At 73.1% G+C, this 18891-nt stretch carries 17 protein-coding genes and 1 riboswitch; of the genes, 11 read left to right on the top strand and 6 right to left on the bottom strand.

What is annotated here, in order from left to right; all coding sequences use genetic code 11:
- Window positions 1-41: 41 nt before the first annotated feature.
- Window positions 42-1820, bottom strand: a complete 1779-nt coding sequence (locus RWE79_RS07140) for a cation:proton antiporter (protein ID WP_475939167.1) — start codon at window positions 1818-1820, stop codon at window positions 42-44.
- A 150-nt stretch (window positions 1821-1970) separates the two neighbouring features.
- Complete coding sequence (locus RWE79_RS07135) at window positions 1971-2405, bottom strand: DUF7144 family membrane protein (RefSeq protein WP_475939166.1); 435 nt, start codon at window positions 2403-2405, stop codon at window positions 1971-1973.
- 229 nt (window positions 2406-2634) lie between these two features.
- Between RWE79_RS07135 and RWE79_RS07130 the strand changes: the two genes are divergently transcribed.
- The 3 genes from RWE79_RS07130 to RWE79_RS07120 all read left to right on the top strand — a co-directional run bounded on the left by RWE79_RS07130 (window position 2635) and on the right by RWE79_RS07120 (window position 6237).
- On the top strand, window positions 2635-4083 hold the full coding sequence (locus tag RWE79_RS07130; RefSeq protein ID WP_475939165.1) for a GuaB1 family IMP dehydrogenase-related protein: 1449 nt from the start codon (window positions 2635-2637) through the stop codon (window positions 4081-4083).
- Between the two features lie 204 nt (window positions 4084-4287).
- A complete protein-coding gene (locus tag RWE79_RS07125; protein WP_475939164.1) occupies window positions 4288-5769 on the top strand; it encodes an amino acid permease in 1482 nt (493 codons plus the stop codon).
- A gap of 12 nt (window positions 5770-5781) precedes the next feature.
- The gene (locus RWE79_RS07120; RefSeq protein ID WP_475939163.1) at window positions 5782-6237 is read left to right on the top strand and encodes an Lrp/AsnC family transcriptional regulator; all 456 of its coding nucleotides are present in this window, start codon (window positions 5782-5784) and stop codon (window positions 6235-6237) included.
- Between the two features lie 27 nt (window positions 6238-6264).
- On the opposite strand, the gene RWE79_RS07115 is transcribed toward RWE79_RS07120, so the two are convergent.
- Window positions 6265-6801, bottom strand: a complete 537-nt coding sequence (locus RWE79_RS07115) for a hypothetical protein (protein ID WP_475939162.1) — start codon at window positions 6799-6801, stop codon at window positions 6265-6267.
- A gap of 271 nt (window positions 6802-7072) precedes the next feature.
- Here RWE79_RS07115 and RWE79_RS07110 point away from each other — a divergent pair, with 271 nt between their 5' ends.
- The gene (locus tag RWE79_RS07110) at window positions 7073-7864 is read left to right on the top strand and encodes a carbon-nitrogen hydrolase family protein (RefSeq protein WP_475939161.1); all 792 of its coding nucleotides are present in this window, start codon (window positions 7073-7075) and stop codon (window positions 7862-7864) included.
- Between the two features lie 36 nt (window positions 7865-7900).
- A complete protein-coding gene (locus RWE79_RS07105) occupies window positions 7901-9604 on the top strand; it encodes a flavin monoamine oxidase family protein (RefSeq protein ID WP_475939160.1) in 1704 nt (567 codons plus the stop codon).
- Between the two features lie 35 nt (window positions 9605-9639).
- Here RWE79_RS07105 and RWE79_RS07100 read toward each other — a convergent pair whose 3' ends face one another.
- Complete coding sequence (locus tag RWE79_RS07100; RefSeq protein ID WP_475939159.1) at window positions 9640-10332, bottom strand: DUF5995 family protein; 693 nt, start codon at window positions 10330-10332, stop codon at window positions 9640-9642.
- Window positions 10333-10413: 81 nt separating this feature from the next.
- Entirely contained in the window at window positions 10414-11277 is an 864-nt protein-coding gene (locus RWE79_RS07095) for an NAD-dependent epimerase/dehydratase family protein (RefSeq protein WP_475939158.1), read from the bottom strand.
- Window positions 11278-11440: 163 nt separating this feature from the next.
- Between RWE79_RS07095 and RWE79_RS07090 the strand changes: the two genes are divergently transcribed.
- Entirely contained in the window at window positions 11441-12286 is an 846-nt protein-coding gene (locus RWE79_RS07090; RefSeq protein ID WP_475939157.1) for a helix-turn-helix transcriptional regulator, read from the top strand.
- Here RWE79_RS07090 and RWE79_RS07085 read toward each other — a convergent pair.
- Window positions 12270-13496 (bottom strand): MFS transporter, encoded by a 1227-nt coding sequence (locus RWE79_RS07085; RefSeq protein ID WP_475939156.1) that lies wholly within the window; start codon window positions 13494-13496, stop codon window positions 12270-12272. The two genes, RWE79_RS07090 and RWE79_RS07085, sit on opposite strands and share 17 nt — an antisense overlap.
- A gap of 135 nt (window positions 13497-13631) precedes the next feature.
- Here RWE79_RS07085 and RWE79_RS07080 point away from each other — a divergent pair, with 135 nt between their 5' ends.
- From RWE79_RS07080 to RWE79_RS07060, 5 genes are all read left to right on the top strand, one after another.
- Window positions 13632-14855, top strand: a complete 1224-nt coding sequence (locus RWE79_RS07080; protein WP_475939155.1) for an ROK family transcriptional regulator — start codon at window positions 13632-13634, stop codon at window positions 14853-14855.
- Window positions 14856-14926: 71 nt separating this feature from the next.
- Window positions 14927-15057: riboswitch (FMN riboswitch) on the top strand.
- A 149-nt stretch (window positions 15058-15206) separates the two neighbouring features.
- The gene (gene ribD / locus RWE79_RS07075; RefSeq protein WP_475939154.1) at window positions 15207-16319 is read left to right on the top strand and encodes a bifunctional diaminohydroxyphosphoribosylaminopyrimidine deaminase/5-amino-6-(5-phosphoribosylamino)uracil reductase RibD; all 1113 of its coding nucleotides are present in this window, start codon (window positions 15207-15209) and stop codon (window positions 16317-16319) included.
- Window positions 16320-16928, top strand: a complete 609-nt coding sequence (locus tag RWE79_RS07070) for a riboflavin synthase (RefSeq protein WP_475939153.1) — start codon at window positions 16320-16322, stop codon at window positions 16926-16928.
- Window positions 16925-17599 carry a nicotinamide mononucleotide transporter family protein gene (locus RWE79_RS07065; protein WP_475939152.1) on the top strand — a complete coding sequence of 225 codons (675 nt, stop codon included), beginning with the start codon at window positions 16925-16927 and terminating at the stop codon, window positions 17597-17599. Before RWE79_RS07070 ends, RWE79_RS07065 begins: the two co-directional genes overlap by 4 nt.
- Window positions 17596-18885 (top strand): bifunctional 3,4-dihydroxy-2-butanone-4-phosphate synthase/GTP cyclohydrolase II, encoded by a 1290-nt coding sequence (locus RWE79_RS07060; protein ID WP_475939151.1) that lies wholly within the window; start codon window positions 17596-17598, stop codon window positions 18883-18885. Before RWE79_RS07065 ends, RWE79_RS07060 begins: the two co-directional genes overlap by 4 nt.
- Window positions 18886-18891 lie beyond the last annotated feature (6 nt).

The following is an 18891-nucleotide window of genomic DNA, read 5'->3' as shown; positions in this document are numbered from 1 at the left end:
GCGGATGGTGAGGGGGAACCCGCGCCGCCCACCCGCGCGGGTCACCGTCCTGCCGGCGGAAGCGTGACGGCGATGACGCCCGGCGCCGTCTCCGGGGCCGGGGCCGGGGCCGGAGTGGCCGGGGCCGGACCGCGGGCGGCTTCGAGGCGCCCGTCGGGGTGGACCAGGCAGAGGAGGTCGTGGCCGGGCGGCACCGCGGTTCCGGGGGCCAGGGCGGTGACCCGGGCGCCGGCCCGGTAGCGGGCGGCGAGGGCGGGCCGGGTCAGGGCGGGCCCGAAGAGGGTGTCGCCGCCGGTGAAAGGGGCCACCACGCAGTGGTTGCCGGCGGGCGGCCCGAGACGCAGGACGGCGCCGTCGACACTGCCCCGCAGCACCGTGGCGGCCAGGGCGTTGAAGTCGTCCTCCGCGGTGAGCAGCAGCAGCGTGGTGATGCCTTCGAGCCGGGCACCCTCGCCGGTGGCCGTCGCCAGCAGTTCGCCCTCGGCCAGCCGCAGGCCCGCGCGGCGCACGGCCTCGCGCTGCTGCTCGCCGCCGGCCCACACCAGGACGTCCAGCCCGGCGGACCGCAGGGCGAGCCCGAGGTCGATCACCCAGGGGTCGCCGCCGACCAGCAGGGGCCGGGACAGCGCCGGCCGCACCACGTCCAGGCGCCGGGCGACCGGGACCGCCGACAGCCCGTAGAGCGTGACGGTCGCCACGATGACCAGGAAGGTCACCGGAAGGATCTTCGCGGCGCCGCCGATGCCCCTGGCCACCAGGGTCGCCGAGAAGGCCGAGGCGGTGGACGCGGCCACGATGCCGCGCGGGGCCATCCACCCCACGAAGGCGCGTTCCCGCCAGGGCAGGTCCGTCCGGTATGTGGACACCGCCGCGACCAGCGGCCGCACCACCAGCACCAGCAGCGCGAGCAGTGCCAGCGTCGGCAGCAGCAGATGCCGCAGCGACTCGGGGGTGACCGTGGCCGAGATGGACACGAAGAGCAGCCCCAGCACCAGGCTGATCAGCGTCTCGAAGAACGGCCTGCGGCCCGCCGCGTCGAAGCAGGAAAGATTCGCCACCGCCAGACCCATGACGATGGCCGCGATGAGCCCGGTGTCGTCCCGGACGATGTCGCAGACCGCCGCCACACCGATCACCGTCGCGAGCTGGGCCGTACTGCCGAGCGTCTCCCCGAGCCGCAGCCGCCGCAGCAGCAGCCACAGCATGGCGGCCCCGACGGCGCCGCCCAGCAGGCCCACCCCGATGCTCCTGGCGAAGGCCAGCAGCTGCGAACCCCAGCGCCCGTGGCCCGCCAGCACGACGTGGAAGACCAGTGCCCCCAGGATCGCCCCCACCGGATCGATCAGCGAGCCCTCCCAGACCAGGATCCGCTGGAGCCGCCGGACGGGCCGTACGTAGCCGAGCAGCGGCCCGACCACGGTGGGCCCGGAGACGACGAGGATCGCGCCCAGCATGACCGCCGCCCGGTGCGACATGCCCAGCAGCAGTGCCGCGAACACCGTGGCCAGGCCCCAGGTGATCAGGGTGCCCAGCCAGATGAGCCGGGTGACGACCCGGCCGGTGTGCCCGGCCAGATGGCGCAGGTCCAGCGCGAGCCCGGCGTCGTAGAGGATCAACGCCACCGCGAGCGACACCAGTTCGGGGAAGGCGGCCCCGATCAGCTGGTCGGGGTGGACGACGTCGGTCAGGGCTCCGGCGGTGAAGCCGGCCGGCAGCAGCACGATCAGAGCCGGTATCCGCAGCCGGCCGGCCAGCACCTGCGAGCCCACGGCGAGCACCACCGTCAGGGCGGTGCCCGCCAGGATCTGATCGGCTGTCACAGCGGCCCTCGCGGTCCGGCGCTCCGTGACCGCCGGCCCGGTCCCGCCCGGCAGATCCCGCCTGCCCCACGGCTTTCCCCCGGCCACCAGGCCGGGGGAAAGCCGTGAGCCCCGCTCGTCGGGCGGACGGCGTCGGCTGCCGGACAGGCCCTAGTAGGACCCGGCCTCACGCCGAGGTGCGCACAGCGCCCAGATGATGAAGGCGTCGATGGTGATCAGGACGATCGACCAGACCGGTTGGTACGGCAGCCAGACGAAGTTGGCCACCGCGCTCAGGCCGGCCAGCACCACGCCGACGACCCGCGCCCACATGGCACCGGTGAAGAGCGCGAAGCCGGCGAGGGCGATCACGATCCCGAGGATCATGTGGACCCAGCCCCAGCCGGTGAGGCTGAACTGGTACGTGAAGTTGCGGGTGGTGACGAAGATGTCGTCCTTGGCGATGGCTGCGATCCCCTCGAAGATCGCCATGATGCCGCCGAAGATCATGAGGGCGGCGGCTGCGGCCGTCCACCCGGTCGCCCACGGACTTTCCGCGGCTTCCCGGCTGTGGCTGCGGGGGGTGTGGCTGACGTGACTTGTCATGTCGGCGCTCCTTGCGAGGAGTATCGGCCCCCGAGGGCTCCCTGGTACCAGGCTTGCACTCCGTCCGCGATGCGGCATCCCGGCGCGGGCGCACCGGCATCCCGGCACGGATCCCGGCACCGTGGCGGGCTCTTGCGACCCGCCAGGCACGAGCTTGGAGAAAGCCACAAAGGACCGCGGCCGGTCCAGGACGTTCATCCCGGGGCCCGGAACGCCGCGGCATGCGAAAATGAAGTACGTGCGTTTCCTCAACGATGTAAAGCCTCCGTACGACCTCACCTACGACGACGTCTTCATGGTCCCGAGCCGCTCCGCGGTGGGATCCCGCCAGGCCGTGGACCTCGGGTCCCCCGACGGGACGGGGACCACCATCCCGCTCGTGGTGGCCAACATGACCGCCATCGCGGGCCGCCGGATGGCCGAGACCGTCGCCCGGCGCGGGGGACTGGTGGTCATCCCGCAGGACATCCCGATCGATGTGATCACCGAGGTGATCAGCTGGGTCAAGTCCCGCCACCTGGTCCTGGACACCCCGATCGTGCTCGCCCCCACCGCCACCGTCGCCGACGCCCTGTCACTGCTGCCCAAGCGGGCGCACGGCGCGGGCGTGGTCGTCGAGGACGGCCGCCCGGTCGGCATCGTCACCGAGCACGACCTCAGCGGCGTGGACCGCTTCACGCAGCTGTCCGAGGTCATGTCGACGGACCTGCTGCTCCTGGACGCCGGCATCGACCCGCGCGAGGCCTTCAACCGGCTGGAGGACGCCCACCGCAAGCTCGCCCCCGCCGTGGACGCCGAGGGCAGGCTGGCCGGCATCCTGACCCGCAAGGCCGCGCTGCGCGCCACGCTGTACGAGCCCGCCGTGGACCGCGACGGCCGCCTGCGCGTCGCCGCCGCCGTCGGCATCAACGGCGACGTGGCCGGCAAGGCCAAGCAGCTGCTCGACGCCGGCGTGGACACCCTCGTCATCGACACCGCGCACGGCCACCAGGAATCGATGATCACCGCGGTGCGCGCGGTGCGCGCCCTCGACCCGCGGGTCCCGATCGTGGCCGGCAACATCGTCGCCGCCGAGGGCGTGCGCGACCTGATCGAGGCGGGCGCCGACATCATCAAGGTCGGGGTGGGTCCCGGCGCCATGTGCACCACCCGGATGATGACCGGCGTGGGACGCCCGCAGTTCTCCGCCGTCATGGAGTGCGCCGCCGAGGCCCGCAAGTACGGCAAGCACGTCTGGGCCGACGGCGGTGTCCGGCACCCGCGCGACGTCGCCATGGCGCTGGCCGCCGGCGCGTCGAACGTCATGATCGGCTCGTGGTTCGCGGGCACCCACGAATCCCCGGGTGACCTGCAGCAGAGCGCCGACGGGCGGCTGTACAAGGAGAGCTTCGGCATGGCCTCGGCCCGCGCCGTGCGCAACCGCACCAGCGACGAGTCCGCGTACGACCGGGCCCGCAAGGCGCTGTTCGAGGAGGGCATCTCCACCTCCCGGATGTTCCTGGACCCGGGCCGCCCCGGTGTCGAGGACCTGATCGACTCGATCATCGCGGGCGTGCGCAGCTCGTGCACCTACGCGGGCGCCGCCTCGCTCGCGGAGTTCGAGGACAAGGCCGTCGTCGGCATCCAGAGCGCCGCCGGTTACGCGGAGGGCCAGCCGCTGCACGCCAGCTGGCAGTAGCCCCGATCCGGGCCGTGCAACGAATCACCGGCGAGCCCCGGTTTCCCGCAATGATCGCCCGCAGGCATGCAATAGACCGGTATTACGGTATTCGTCGCCGGTCTCGTAGGGTCGTTGCCGTACGTGGAGCGGCGGCGACCCTCGGCGATTCCCCTCCCTCCCGCGTCGCTGCCGCCTGAAGCCGCAGCGACAAAGGAGTCCCCCGTGGCACGAACCGGCGCACAGCCGCCGTCCACCCTCGGCAGGCCGGCGGCCGGCGGCCCGCGCCCCGCCGGCCCGGCTGCCCGCATGATGCGGCGCAAGCCCGTGGAGCGGCTGGTCGCCGAGAGCGGCCAGGGCGAGGGAGGGCAGCTGCGGCGCTCGCTCGGCATGTGGCAGCTCACCATGATCAGCATCGGTGCCACGCTGGGCACCGGCATCTTCGTGGTGCTCGGCGAGGCCGTGCCCAAGGCCGGTCCCGCCGTGGTCATATCCTTCGTCATCGCCGGGTTCACCGCCCTGTTCTCGGCGCTGTCGTACGCCGAACTCGCCGGCACCATCCCGGTCTCCGGGTCGTCGTACTCGTACGCCTACGCCACCATGGGCGAGCTGATCGCCTGGATCTGCGGCTGGTGCCTGATCCTCGAATACGGTGTGTCGGTGGCCGCCGTCGCGGTCGGCTGGGGCGAGTACCTCAACGAACTCCTCGACGGCACGATCGGGGTGACCATCCCGCACGCGCTCGCCGCCCCGCCCGGTGCCGGCGGCGGGATCCTCAACCTCCCCGCCCTGCTCGTGGTGCTGCTGGCCATGGGCTTCCTGCTCGGCGGGGCCCGCGAGAGCGCCCGCGCCAACACCGTCATGGTGATGGTGAAGATCGCCTCGCTGGTGCTCTTCTGCGCCGTCGCCTTCACCGGCATCCGGGCCGGCAACTACACGCCGTTCGTGCCGCTGGGCCTCGGCGGCGTCAGCGCGGCGGGCGCCTCGCTGTTCTTCTCGTACATCGGCTTCGACGCCGCCTCCACGGCCGGCGAGGAGGCGAAGAACCCGCAGCGCGACATGCCGCGCGCGATCATGCTCTCGCTGCTCATCGTCACCGCGCTCTACTGCCTGGTCGCGCTGGTCGCCGTCGGGGCCATGCCCTGGCAGGACTTCGGCACCGCGGACGCCGCCCTCGCCCGCATCATGGAGCAGGTCACCGGTCAGACCGTCTGGGCCGTGCTGCTCGCCGCCGGCGCGGTGGTCGCCATCGCCAGCGTCGTGCTGACCGTGCTCTACGGCCAGACCCGCATCCTCTTCTCGATGTCCCGCGACGGCCTGGTGCCCAAGGTCTTCGGCAAGGTCCACCCGCGCACCGGCACCCCGGTCGCCAACACCGTCATCGTGTCGCTCTTCTGCGGCGTGCTGGCCGCCTGCGTGCCGCTCGGCGCGCTCGCCGACGCCACCAGCATCGGCACCCTGTTCGCCTTCGCCCTGGTGAACATCGCCGTCATCGTGCTGCGCAGGAAGCGCCCCGACATGCCCAGGAGTTTCCGGGTCGCCTTCTCACCGGTGACGCCGGCGGTCGGCTTCGCCCTGTGTCTGTGGATGATGGGCAGCTTCGACGCCATCACCTGGGAGTACTTCCTCGGCTGGATGGCCGTCGGCCTCGTGGTGTACTTCGGTTACGGCATCCGCCGCTCCCAGCTCGCCCGCGAAGAGAAGTGACACCCCGCCGCTGTGCGTCTGAACGAACTCGACGAACGCATCGTCCACGCCCTTGCCGAGGACGCCCGCCGCTCCTACGCCGACATCGGCGCCGAGGTGGGTCTGTCCGCCCCGGCGGTGAAGCGCCGGGTCGACCGGCTGCGCGCGGACGGCGCCATCACCGGCTTCACGGTACGGGTGGACCCGGCGGCGCTGGGCTGGGAGACCGAGGCGCTGGTCGAGCTGTACTGCCGCCACAACACCTCGCCGGAGGACATCCGGCGAGGTCTGGCCCGCTACCCGGAGGTGGCGTCCGCGTCGACCGTCACCGGGGAGGCGGACGCGGTGGTCCAGGTCTTCGCCTCCGACGTCCGGCACTTCGAGCGGGTGCTGGAACGCATCGCGGGCGAACCGTTCGTGGAGCGTACGAAGTCGGTCCTGGTGCTGTCCCCGCTGCTGCGGCGCTTCACCTCCGGCTCCCCGGCGTGAGCGGCACCGGTCCCGCGGCGGCACCGGCTACTTGATCAGGGCGTTCACGGCGGCGATGAACAGCCCGATGGTCATGTCCACCGCGCCCACCGCCCAGGCGGCGGCCCAGCTGCGGCGGCCGATGGCACGGGCCGCCCACAGCCCCCACACGAACAGCGCGATGGTGTTGAAGGCCAGCGCGGCCGTCACGGCCCGGGACTCCGGGAACCAGCCCGCGTACGAGGCCAGCAGCAGGACGACGGTCGGCATCACGGCGGCCGGCAGGGCCCACTCGCCCAGCACCGACCGCAGGGCGGCCGCCGCCATCCCGTGGTGCTGCGGCGGGTGACGGGCGATGGCGCGGGCGTAACCATGGGCGGCCGCCGAGGCGAGCGCGGTGAGCAGCACCCACAGCGCGTCGTACCCCGGGTCGGGGGCGCCGCTCTGCTCGTCCAGCGCGGCCGCCAGCGCGCAGGCCAGCACCGAACCGTAGACTCCGCCGAAGAGCAGCGACTCCGGCGGGACGTACCGTCGCATCCGCCACAGCACCCCCTGCTCTCGGACGCCGTCGTTGCGGTGCGGCATGGATTCACCTCGCATCAGGTACCGGGACCGTCACACACGGTGATGCCAGGTGTAGCAGCAGGCCGCGCCCCGGCCGCGGATACTCGCCGGTACGGGCCCGGGCGTGGCGGGCGCCCTCCCACCGGCGGCGGCCGCACAACGAATCGCCGCCGCCGGGCCGAAAGACGCAACGGATCGGCCCCGGGTCCGCAATGTCCGCGCCTTGTCCGCCCCGGACGGCGGAACGTACCGTTCAGGACGACCCCCGAACACCCGGACGACGCGAGGTTCCATGACGCCGCCGTTGCGCACCGCCCTGCTCCAGAGCTCAGGAGAGCTCAGCGACGTCGAGCGGAACATCGACATCCTGGACGACGCCGCCCGCCGGGCGGCCGAGGCCGGAGCGGGACTGCTGATCGCGCCCGAGATGTTCCTGACCGGGTACGCGATCGGGGACGACGTGCACCGCCTCGCGGAGCCCGCCGACGGGCCGAGCGCGCACCGGCTGGCGGGGATCGCCGTCGCGCACGGCGTGGCCCTGGCCTACGGCTACCCGGAGCGCGGCGCCCCGGGTACGACGTACAACTCCGTGCAGCTCATCGGCGCCGACGGGCGGCGGGCGGCGAACTACCGCAAGACCCATCTCTTCGGCGATTTCGAGCGTGCGCACTTCACCCCGGGTGACACCCCGGTGGTGCAGGCGGAGCTGGGCGGCCTGCGGCTGGGCTTCCTGATCTGCTACGACGTGGAGTTCCCGGAGAACGTGCGGGCGCACGCCCTCGCCGGAACCGACCTGCTGGTGGTGCCCACCGCGCAGATGCGCCCGTACGAGTTCGTCGCCGAGAGCGTCGTGCCGACCCGGGCCTTCGAGAGCCAGTTGTACGTCGCCTACGTCAACCGGCACGGCACGGAGGGCGACTTCGACTTCGTCGGGCTGAGCTGCCTGGCCGGCCCGGACGGCACCACGCCGGTCCGGGCGGGGCGCGGCGAGGAGCTGCTGCTCGGCGACGCCGACCCCGCGACGCTGCGCGAGTCCCGCGCGGCCAACCCGTATCTGGCCGACCGCCGCCCCGCGCTGTACTGAGTCACCCCCTTTCGCTTTCCGAGGAGCACCGCCCCGATGACGTCCGTGCCCACCGCCGTCCACGACGAGCAGCACGCGCAGGCCCAGGCCACCCCGCCGATCACCATGTTCGGGCCGGACTTCCCCTACCCGTACGACGACTTCCTGGCCCACCCCACGGGCCTCGGCTCCGTACCGGCGACCGCGCACGGCACCGAGGTCGCGGTCATCGGCGGCGGGCTGAGCGGCATCGTCGCGGCGTACGAGCTGATGAAGATGGGCCTGCGGCCGGTCGTCTACGAGGCCGACCGGATCGGCGGCCGGCTGCGGACCGTCGGCTTCCCCGGGTGTGACGACTCCCTGACCGCAGAGATGGGCGCGATGCGCTTCCCGCCGTCGTCGACGGCCTTCCAGCACTACGTCGACCTGGTCGGCCTGGAGACCAGGCCCTTCCCGAACCCCCTTGCCCCCGGCACCCCGTCGACCGTCGTCGACCTCAAGGGCGAGACCCATTACGCGACCTCGGTCGACGACCTGCCCGAGGTCTACCACCAGGTCATGCACGCCTGGAACGCCTGTCTGGAGGACGGCGCCGACTTCTCCGGCATGCAGACGGCCATGCGCGAGCGCGACATCCCGCGCATCCGCGAGATCTGGTCCCGGCTGGTCGAGAAGCTGGACAACCAGACCTTCTACGGCTTCCTCTGCGACTCCCCGGCATTCAAGTCGTTCCGCCACCGCGAGATCTTCGGCCAGGTCGGCTTCGGCACCGGCGGCTGGGACACCGACTTCCCCAACTCCATCCTGGAGATCCTGCGCGTCGTCTACACCGGCGCCGACGACGACCACCGCGGCATCGTCGGCGGCAGCCAGCAGCTCCCGCTGCGGCTGTGGGAGCGCGAGCCGGAGAAGATCGTCCACCACCCGTACGGCACCTCGCTGAAGTCCCTGCACGGCGGCGAGCCCCGCCCCGCCGTCACCCGCCTGCACCGCACCGCCGGCAACCGGATCACGGTCACCGACGCCGCCGGTGACATCCGTACGTACGCCGCCGCGGTCTTCACCGCGCAGAGCTGGATGCTGCTCAGCAAGATCGCCTGCGACGACTCGCTCTTCCCGATCGACCACTGGACGGCGATCGAGCGCACCCACTACATGGAGTCCAGCAAGCTCTTCGTCCCCGTCGACCGGCCCTTCTGGCTCGACAAGGACGAGGTCACCGGCCGCGACGTGATGTCGATGACGCTCACCGACCGGATGACCCGCGGCACCTATCTGCTGGACGACGGCCCGGACCGGCCGGCCACCATCTGTCTGTCGTACACCTGGTGCGACGACAGCCTCAAGTGGCTGCCGCTGAGCGCCAACGAGCGCATGGAGGTCATGCTCAAGTCGCTCGGCGAGATCTATCCCAAGGTCGACATCCGCAAGCACATCATCGGCAGCCCGGTCACCGTCTCCTGGGAGAACGAGCCCTACTTCATGGGCGCCTTCAAGGCCAACCTCCCCGGCCACTACCGCTACCAGCGGCGCCTGTTCACCCACTTCATGCAGAACGACCTCCCCGAGGACAAGCGCGGCGTCTTCCTCGCCGGCGACGACATCTCCTGGACGGCCGGCTGGGCGGAGGGCGCCGTGCAGACCGCGCTCAACGCGGTGTGGGGCGTCATGCACCACTTCGGCGGCCGCACCGACGCCTCCAACCCGGGGCCCGGCGACCGGTACGAGGAGATCGCACCGGTGCTGCTCGCCGAGGACTGATCCCCGCCCGCAGGTGACCCGGGCCCGGGCCCGGGTCAGCGGTCCAGGGGCGTCAGCAGGAAGCGCCCGATCAGCCCGACACCCGTGTCGAGCCGGTCGGCGAACTCCTCGTACATCTCCGGCAGCCGCCGCAGCGACCACAGCACGCGCGACGCGGCCCAGGCGGCGTCGCGGGCCCGTTCCAGGCTCCAGGAGCCGGCGAGATGGGTGAGGGGGTCGGCGATGTCGAGGAGGTCGGGGCCGGGCATCAGCTCCTCGCGCACGCGTTCCTCGATGGCCGTCAGTACGTCCCCGACCCGGTCGAAGTCCCGCTCCAGGGAGGCCGGTTCGCGGTGCAGCGCGCGGGCGGCGTCGACCACGGAGAGGGCGAGGTCGTGGCCGACATGCGCGTTGATGCCGGCCAGCGCGAACTGGAGCGGGCGGATGCCCCGGTGGCCGCGCAGCTGCAGCAGCGGCCGCCAGCAGGCGGGGGCCCGGCGGGGCCCGGCGGTGACGGCGTCGAGATAGCGGACCGCGAAGCGGGCACCGAGCTCTCCGGCGGCAACCGGATCGGCGAAGGCCCGGGCGGCGATGCGCAGCCGCAGTTCCTCGGTGACACGAAGGTAGACCTGGTTGAAGACGGCCACGCCGTCGCCCGGCGGGAGGCCCCTGCCGAGGTCGCGCAGGCGCCGCGCGACCTCGTCCACATCGTGCGGCCCGGGCGCCTTCGTCGTCGTGCGGTCCGTCATGCGCACACAGTCGCAGGCCGGGTGCGGTTGCGGCGGCTGCCCGCGCGGGGCGTCGCCGGATCGGGTGACGCGGCCGGCAGCTCAGAGCACGCCCGCGTCCCGGGCGGTCCACACCGACGGATACAGCGGCCGGAAGCCCAGCTCGTCCCTGATCCGCAGGGTGGACACCACACCCTCCCAGGGGTCGGGGCAGTCCCGTCCGGCCATCCCCTCGGGCAGCGGCACCCCGTTGAGGGTGTGCAGCACGGCCGCGCTCGCCGGGGCGTCGTCGGCGATGTTGTACGTCCGCCCGGCGATCCCCGGCGCCCGCAGCAGCCGCAGCAGGCCCTGGGCCACGTCGGCGTGGTGCACCAGCTGCATCGGCTTGTGCGCGGCCCAGGCCCCGGCGAAGCGCACCACCTGCGCGAGGTGCGGATCGCCTTCGCCGTAGACGTAGGCCAGCCGGGCGATGCGCAGGTCGAGCCCCCGCTCCCGGTGCAGTTGGAGCAACCGCTGCTCGGCCGCCGCCTTGGAGGCGGGATAGGGGCCCCAGGCGGCGTCCGGGCGCGGCTCGTCCTGCTCGGTCGCGGGGCGCCCGTGGCCGGGGCCGTAGACCAGGTTCGTGCTGACCTGGACGAACCGTCCCGCCCCGGCGTCCAGGGCCGCCCGCGCCAGGCCGGCCGCGCCGTCGCGGTTGACCGCCCACACCTCCTCGGCCGCCTCGCCGTGCCGGAAGGCCGCCGCGATGTTGACCACCGCGTCCGCCCCGGCCAGCGCCTTGCGCACCGCTTCGGTGTCGCCCAGCGCGCCCACCGCGAGCCGGGCGCCCAGCCGGGCCAGCGGCTCGCCGCGCGCCTCGTCACGGACCAGTACCCGTACGGTGTCGCCGGGGCCGGCCTGCGCCAGCAGCCGCGGCACGAACCGCCGTCCGACCTCGCCCGTCGCACCCGTCACCAGGGTCAGCATGTCGTGCTCCTCTCGCCGAGAGCGCCCTCGCGGGACCTCGTGTGATCCCGTGTGATCTCGTGGGGACCACCGTGCCCCGGGCCGGTGCACGGCGGCAGAGACCTCCCGATCCCGGGATCAGCACTCCCTGGATACCGACGCGGGAACGCCGCACCCTGGAGACGTGGACCGAACCGGACTCGCCGACTTCCTGCGCCGCAGCCGCGCCCGCCTCACGCCGACCGACGTGGGCCTGGCGGAGGGCGCCCGGCGCCGCACCCCGGGGCTGCGCCGCGAGGAGGTCGCCCAGCTCGCCGGGATGTCCGTGGACTACTACACCCGGCTCGAACAGTCCCGGGGGCCGCGCCCCTCGCGGCAGATCCTGGCCGCGATCGCCCGCGCGCTGCGGCTGGCCGACGACGAACGGGACCACCTCTTCCACCTGGCCGGCGAGGAGCCCCCGCGCGAGCGGCAGCGCTCACGGCACGTACGGCCGGGCCTGATGCTGGTCCTGGACCGCCTCGACGACACGCCCGCGCAGGTGGTCGGCGACGACGGCGAGGTCCTCGCCCAGAACCCCATGGCGGCGGCGCTCTTCGGCGACATCTCGGGCCGCCCGCCGCAGGAGCGCAACATCGTGCGCCGCTTCTTCCTGGATCCGGCCGCCCGCGACCTGTTCCCCGCCGAGGACCACGAACGGCTCGGCCGCAACCATGTGGCGCACCTGAGGGCCCTGCTGGCCGCGCGTCCCGACGACCCGCAGCCGGCCGCGCTGGTGGCCGGGCTGCGCTCGGCCAGCGAGGAGTTCGCCAGGCTCTGGGCGGACCACGAGGTCGCCGTACGGCGCAGCGACGTCAAGCGCGTCCGGCATCCGGTGGTCGGGCTCCTGGAACTGGACTGCGAGGTGCTGCTCGGCGCGGACCACGACCAGCGGCTGGTGATCCACACCGCGCGCCCCGGGAGCCCCTCCTACGACCGGCTGCGTCTGCTGCGGGTCGTAGGGCTCCAGGACCTCACACCGGGTCGCTAGCGGCCTGCTTGCGCGCGGCCGGGCCGGGCGACACCACGGCGGCGGCGGGGCGGAGCACGCCGGCTCCCAGCACCAGCCCGAAGGCCAGCGCGGTGACCAGGCCGAACGAGGTCCGCAGCGAGGTGGCCTCGGCGATGGCCCCGATGGCGGCGGGCGCGACCAGCCCCGAGGTGTACGACACCGTCGCCACCCCCGCGATCGCCTGGCTCGGCACCGGGCCGCTGCGCCCGGCCGCCGCGAAGCACAGCGGCACGACGACCGCGACGCCCACCCCGATCAGTGCGAACCCGGCGACGGCGGCGGCCTGCGAGTGCGCCGTCACCACCAGGGCGCCGCCCATGGTGGCGAGCACGCCGCCGGCCCGCACCGTGCGCACCGGGCCGAAGCGCCGTACGGCGATGTCGCCGAGGAGCCTGGTGGCGGCCATGGTGCAGGCGAAGGCGGTGTAGGACGCGGCGGCCACGGCGGGGGAGGCGTGCGCGACATCGCGCAGGTAGACCGCGCTCCAGTCCATGCTGGCGCCCTCGCCGAAGACCGCGCAGAAGCCGACGGCGCCGATGATCAGCGCCGACCTCGGCGGCAGCGCGAAACGTGCCGGCGCCTCGTCGCCCGGTGAAAGCTCCACGTCCAGGAAGCCCGAGCACAGCCAGCAGCCGGCGGCGGCCAGCAGCACGGCCATCGCGGTCAGGTGGGTCCGTGCGTCCAGGTCGGCGTGGGCGGCGGCGACCCCGATCAACGAACCCAGCAGGGTGCCGACGCTCCACATCCCGTGCAGCCCCGACATGATCGACCGGCCGAGCCGCTCCTCGACCTCGACCCCCTGGGCGTTCATGGCGACGTCGACCATGCCGGCGCTCGCCCCGTACACGAACATCGTCACCGACAGCCACAGCTGCCCCGGGACGAGCGTGGTCACCGCCAGCGCCGCGCAGAACACGACCAGCAGCAGCCGGGGCGCCGTACGGATGCCCAGCCGGTGCACCACCCGGGCGGACAGCGGCATCGCCACCGACGCGCCCAGGGCCGCGAAGATCAGGGTGAAGCCGAGCTGCCCGGCGCTGAGCCCCGCGTGCTCCTGGATCCACGGGATGCGGGTGCCGAAGGTGCCGGTGACCGCGCCGTGCACGGCGAAGACCGCCGCGACCGCGACATGCGCGCGGCGGGCCCGCGGATCGCCCTTGGTGGAGGCCGTGTTCCGGTTCGTGGTCATCGTATGGATCCCCTCCCCGGGAACGCGCTGCCTGATGCGGCCGGACGCGGCCGGACGCGGCCGTGCGGCCAGTAAACTATCAGGAAGGCTGCCTGATAGAAATGCCCAGGAAAGGCCCATGGGATGATTCCCGCCATGACCGCCCCCCGCCCCGGCTACTCCGGGCGCACGGCCTCGCCCCGTACGGCACGTGCGATCAACGACCGGCTGGCGCTCGAACTCCTCCAGCAGGAGGGCCCGTTGACCGCCACCCAGCTCAAGGAGCTGACCGGGCTGTCCCGGCCCAGCGTCTCCGACCTGGTCGAACGGCTGGGCGCGGCGGGCCTGGTGGAGATCGTCGGCGAGGCCGGAGCGCGGCGCCGCGGCCCCAACGCCCGCCTGTACGGGATCGTCGCCGGCCGGGCCCACCTCGCCGCCGTCGACGTGCGCACCCACAGCGTCGCCATAGAGATCGCCGACCTGCTGGGCAACACCATCGGCGGCGCCGCGCTGCCCGTCGACCCGGCCGGCGACCCCCGGCGCACCGTACGCCGCTCGGTCGCGCTGCTGGAACGCACCGCCCGCCAGGCCGGCGCCACCAACCTGCACACCATCGCCGTCGGCGCGCCCGGACTCGTCGACCCCGCCACGGGCGAACTGCGCGCCACCGGGCAACTGCCCGTGTGGCACTCCGCCCTGGTCGCCGAAGTGCGGCGGCGGATCGGGGTCCCCGTACTCCTGGACAACGAGGTCAATCTCGCCGCCCTGGCCGAGCAGCGGCTCGGGGCGGTGCGGGACCGGGACACCTTCGTGCTGCTCTGGCTGGGACACGGCGTCGGCGCCGGACTGGTACTGGGCGGCACCCTGCGCCGCGGTGCCTCCGGCGGCGCGGGGGAGATCGGCTTCCTCCCGGTCCCCGGCACCTTCCAGCTGCCGACGGCCTCCCAGTGCGAGGGCGGCTTCCACTCGCTGGCCGGCAGCGCCGCGGTGTGCGCCCTGGCCCGCGGTCACGGCCTGCCGGTCCCCGGGGAGGACGACGACGCCGCCGCCGCGGAGGCCGTGGTGACCCGGGCGCGGGGCGGCGGCAAGCACGGCGAACTCTTCCTGGACGCCCTCGCCGCCCGGGTGGCCATCGCCGCCGCCGCGGTCTGCGCCGTCCTGGACCCCGGCTGCGTCGTACTGGCCGGCGAGGTCGGCCGGGCCGGCGGCGAAGCCCTCGCCGTGCGCGTCGGGGAGGGCCTGGCCCGGATGTCCCCGCTGCGCACCGAGGTCAGGCCCGGCGGGGTCACCGGCAGCGCGGTGCTGCGCGGCGCGGTCCTGACCGCGATGGACGCCGCCCAGGACGACCTGTTCACGCCGGAGGTCCGGACCTTCGTGTGAGCCAATCCACAGAAACCCCGATGCACACGCATCGACCTCCGTGGCAGACTGGTCTCCGTACCAGTGACGTTCAGCGCACTCCGGGGTCGGTGAAACTCCGAACCGGCGGTTACAGTCCGCGACCCGTCCGCATCCAGCGGGCGGTTGACCAGGTGAAATTCCTGGACCGACGGTTAAAGTCCGGATGGGAGGCAGTGCGCGGCGGTCCAAGCACCGGTACGCCGCCGTCGGCGGCCGAAGCACGCGCCCCGCGTGCCCAGCCGTCCGTCCGACCTCGGCGTTCCCGGAGCCCGGCGTCCGCTCATGTTCCCTTTGCCCCGGAGTCCGTGCCCGAAGAGGCAGGAGGACCCGGTGGCCACCGCCACGGAAGCCGACGCGATGCGCCGGGCGATCATGCTCGCCGCCCGTGGGCTCGGCCGCACCAGCCCCAATCCCGTCGTCGGCTGCGTCATCCTCGACGCCGCCGGGCGGATCGTCGGTGAGGGCTGGCACCAGCAGGCCGGCGGACCGCACGCCGAGATCCACGCGCTGCGCGCCGCGGGGGAACGGGCCCGGGGCGGCACCGCCGTCGTCACCCTCGAACCCTGTGACCACACCGGCCGTACCGGCCCCTGCTCCCAGGCCCTGATCGACGCCGGCGTCACCCGCGCCGTGTACGCCGTCGCCGACCCCAACCCCGCCGCCACCGGCGGCGCGGCCAGGCTCGCGGCGGCCGGTGTCCCGGTCGAGGGCGGCCTGCTCGCGGACGAGGCCGCCACGGGCAACCAGGCCTGGCTGACCTCGGTCCGGCTCGGCCGCCCCTTCGTGCTCTGGAAGTACGCCAGCACCCTGGACGGCCGTATCGCCGCCGCCGACGGCACCAGCCGCTGGATCACCTCCCCGGCCGCCCGCGCCGATGTCCACCGGCTGCGCGCCGAGGCCGACGCGGTCGTCGTCGGCTCCGGCACTTTGCGCGCCGACGACCCGCACCTGGCCGTACGGGCGCTCGGGACATACGGAGCACACGGGACGCACGAGGCAACAGCCCAGCCGCTGCGGGTTGTTGTCGACACCAACGCCACCGTCAAGCCCGGCGCCCGGGTGCTCGACGGCGCGGCACCCACCCTGATCGCGGTCGCCCCGGACGCCGGCACCGCGCATCTGCCGGCCGACGTCGTCCTCAGGCTGCCGCGCGCCGCGGGCGGCCTCAGCGTGCCCGGTCTGCTGGCCGCGCTGTACGAGCGTCAGGTGCGGTCCGTCCTGCTGGAGGGCGGCCCCACCCTCGCCGGTGCCTTCGTCGCCGCGGGCGCCGTCGACAAGGTCGTCGGCTATCTGGCCCCCGCTCTGCTGGGTGCCGGACCGGCCGCTCTGGGCCCCGCCGGAATCACCGGCATCGAGCAGGCGTTGCGGCTCGACGTGGCCGAAGTCGAACGTATCGGCCCCGACTTGCGTATCACCGCATATCCCGTTGTTAAGGAGAGCTGAGTGTTCACCGGAATCGTCGAAGAGCTGGGCGAGGTCGTCGCCGTCGAGGAGCTGGGCGACGCGTCGCGCTTCCGCCTGCGCGGCCCCGTCGTGACGGAGGGGGCCGGACACGGTGACTCGATCGCCGTCAACGGAGTCTGCCTGACCGTCGTCGACTTCGGCGGTGGCGAGTTCACGGCCGACGTGATGGCCGAGACACTGAAGCGTTCCAGCCTGGGCGCCCTCACCGTCGGCTCGAAGGTCAACCTGGAGCGTCCCATGGCACTGGGCGGCCGCCTCGGCGGACACCTCGTCCAGGGGCATGTGGACGGCACCGGCGCCATCGTGGCGCGCACGCCGTCCGAGCACTGGGAGATCGTACGGATCAGCCTCCCGGCCGGTCTGGGCCGCTATGTCGTCGACAAGGGCTCGATCACCGTCGACGGCATCAGCCTCACCGTGGTCGAGGCCGGCCCGGACTGGTTCACCGTCAGCCTGATCCCGACCACCCTCGCCCTCACCACGCTCGGCAGCAAGCAGCCCGGCGACCCGGTCAACCTCGAAGTGGACGTCATCGCCAAGTACGTCGAGCGGCTGTACAACGCAGGCCGTCAGGAGGCCACCCCGTGAGTGCGTCCGACTGGCTCAACAGCGAGGCGTTCACCGCCTTCGGCCAGCACGTCATATGGTCCGACATGCTGGGCAACCTGCTCGGCCTCGGTGGCCTCGCCCTCGGCTGGCGCCGTTCGGTGTGGGCCTGGCCCGTGCAGCTGTTCTCCGGCCTGGTGCTGGTCGCCGCCTACTGGTCGGCGCAGCTCAGCGGCGGGGTCGGCAAGCAGCTGCTGGTGATCGGCGTCGCCGTCTGGGGCTGGTTCCAGTGGCGGCGCGGCGGCCGGGACTCCGGTTCCGGGCGGATCGGGATCCGGTTCGCCACCTGGCGTGAGCGCGGCTGGCTGGTGGGCGGCACCGTCGCCGGCACCCTGGCCGTGGTCGGCCTGTTCACCCTCTACCCGTCGCTGTCCTGGAACCCCTGGCCCGACGCGTACATCTTCGTCGGCACCGTCGCCGCGATGGTCGCCATGGCCCGTGGCTGGGTCGAGTTCTGGTTCGCCTGGCTGGCCGTCGACCTGGTGGGCGTCCCGCTCGCCTTCACCAGCGGGCTGCCCTTCTCGGGCCTTGTCTACGTCATCTACTTCGTCCTGGTGATCGCCGGTATGTACGCCTGGTGGCAGCAGACCCGCGTCCCCCGGGCGGACCCACGGGAAGAGGGGCCCGCGGCCCTGGAAGGAGCGCCCGCATGACCAGCGCACCGCACAGCGTGCACGACACCGGCGAGGAGCCGATCGGGCTCGACCCGGTCGAGCGTGCCATCGCCGACATCGCCGCCGGACGGCCGGTCGTGGTCGTCGACAACGAGGACCGCGAGAACGAGGGCGACCTCATCGCCGCCGCCGAGCTGGTGACCCCCGAGATCGTCGCGTTCATGATGACCGAGTGCCGCGGCCTGATCTGCGTGCCACTGGAGGAGAGCGACATCGAGCGCCTCGACCTCCCGCAGATGGTCGAGACCAACACCGAGTCCATGGGCACCGCCTTCACCGTCTCGGTCGACGCGAACGCGGCCCACGGGGTCAGCACCGGCATCTCCGCCGCCGACCGGGCCACCACCATCCGGCTGCTGGCCGCCGGTGGGTCGCAGGCCGGCGACTTCGTGCGCCCCGGCCATGTCTTCCCGCTGCGCGCCCGTCCCGGCGGTGTGCTGGTCCGCCCCGGCCACACCGAGGCCGGCATCGACCTGGCCCGGCTCGCCGGGCTCCGCCCGGCCGCCGCGATCGTCGAGATCGCCAACGAGGACGGGAGCATGGCCCGGCTCCCCGAACTGGTGCTGTTCGCCCGCAAGCACGGTCTTGCCATCATCTCCATCGAGGACCTCATCGCCTACCGCAGCTCCGCCGAACCGACCGTCCACCGCGAGGCCGAGACCCGGCTGCCCACCGCCTACGGCGACTTCCGTGCCTACGGCTACCGCAGCACCGTCGACGGGGTCGAGCACATCGCGCTGGTCGCCGGCGAGAAGGGCGAGATCGGCGACGGCGAGGACGTACTGGTCCGGATCCACTCCGAATGCCTGACCGGTGACATCTTCCACTCGCTGCGCTGCGACTGCGGTCCGCAGTTGAAGGCCTCACTCGAAAGGGTGATTTCCGAGGGCCGGGGCGTCGTCGTCTACCTGCGCGGCCACGAAGGACGCGGCATCGGCCTGCTGCCCAAGCTGCGCGCCTACGAGCTGCAGGAACAGGGCCGTGACACCCTCGACGCCAACCTGGAACTCGGCCTGCCCGCCGACTCCCGCGACTACGCCGCCGGCGCGCAGATCCTCGCCGATCTCGGGGTGCGCTCGCTGCGCCTGATGACCAACAACCCCGAGAAGGTCGCCGCCCTCACCCGGCACGGCCTCCAGGTCACCGGCCGTGAGGCCATGCCGGTCCAGGCCGGCGAGCACAATCTGCGGTACCTGCGCACCAAGCGGGACCGTATGGGCCATGACCTGCCCTGGCTCGACACACCGGTGACACCTCACCCGTGATCCGTG

This window comes from Streptomyces sp. RLA131 (assembly GCF_056270125.1).
This window is presented reverse-complemented; position numbering and strand designations above follow the sequence as displayed.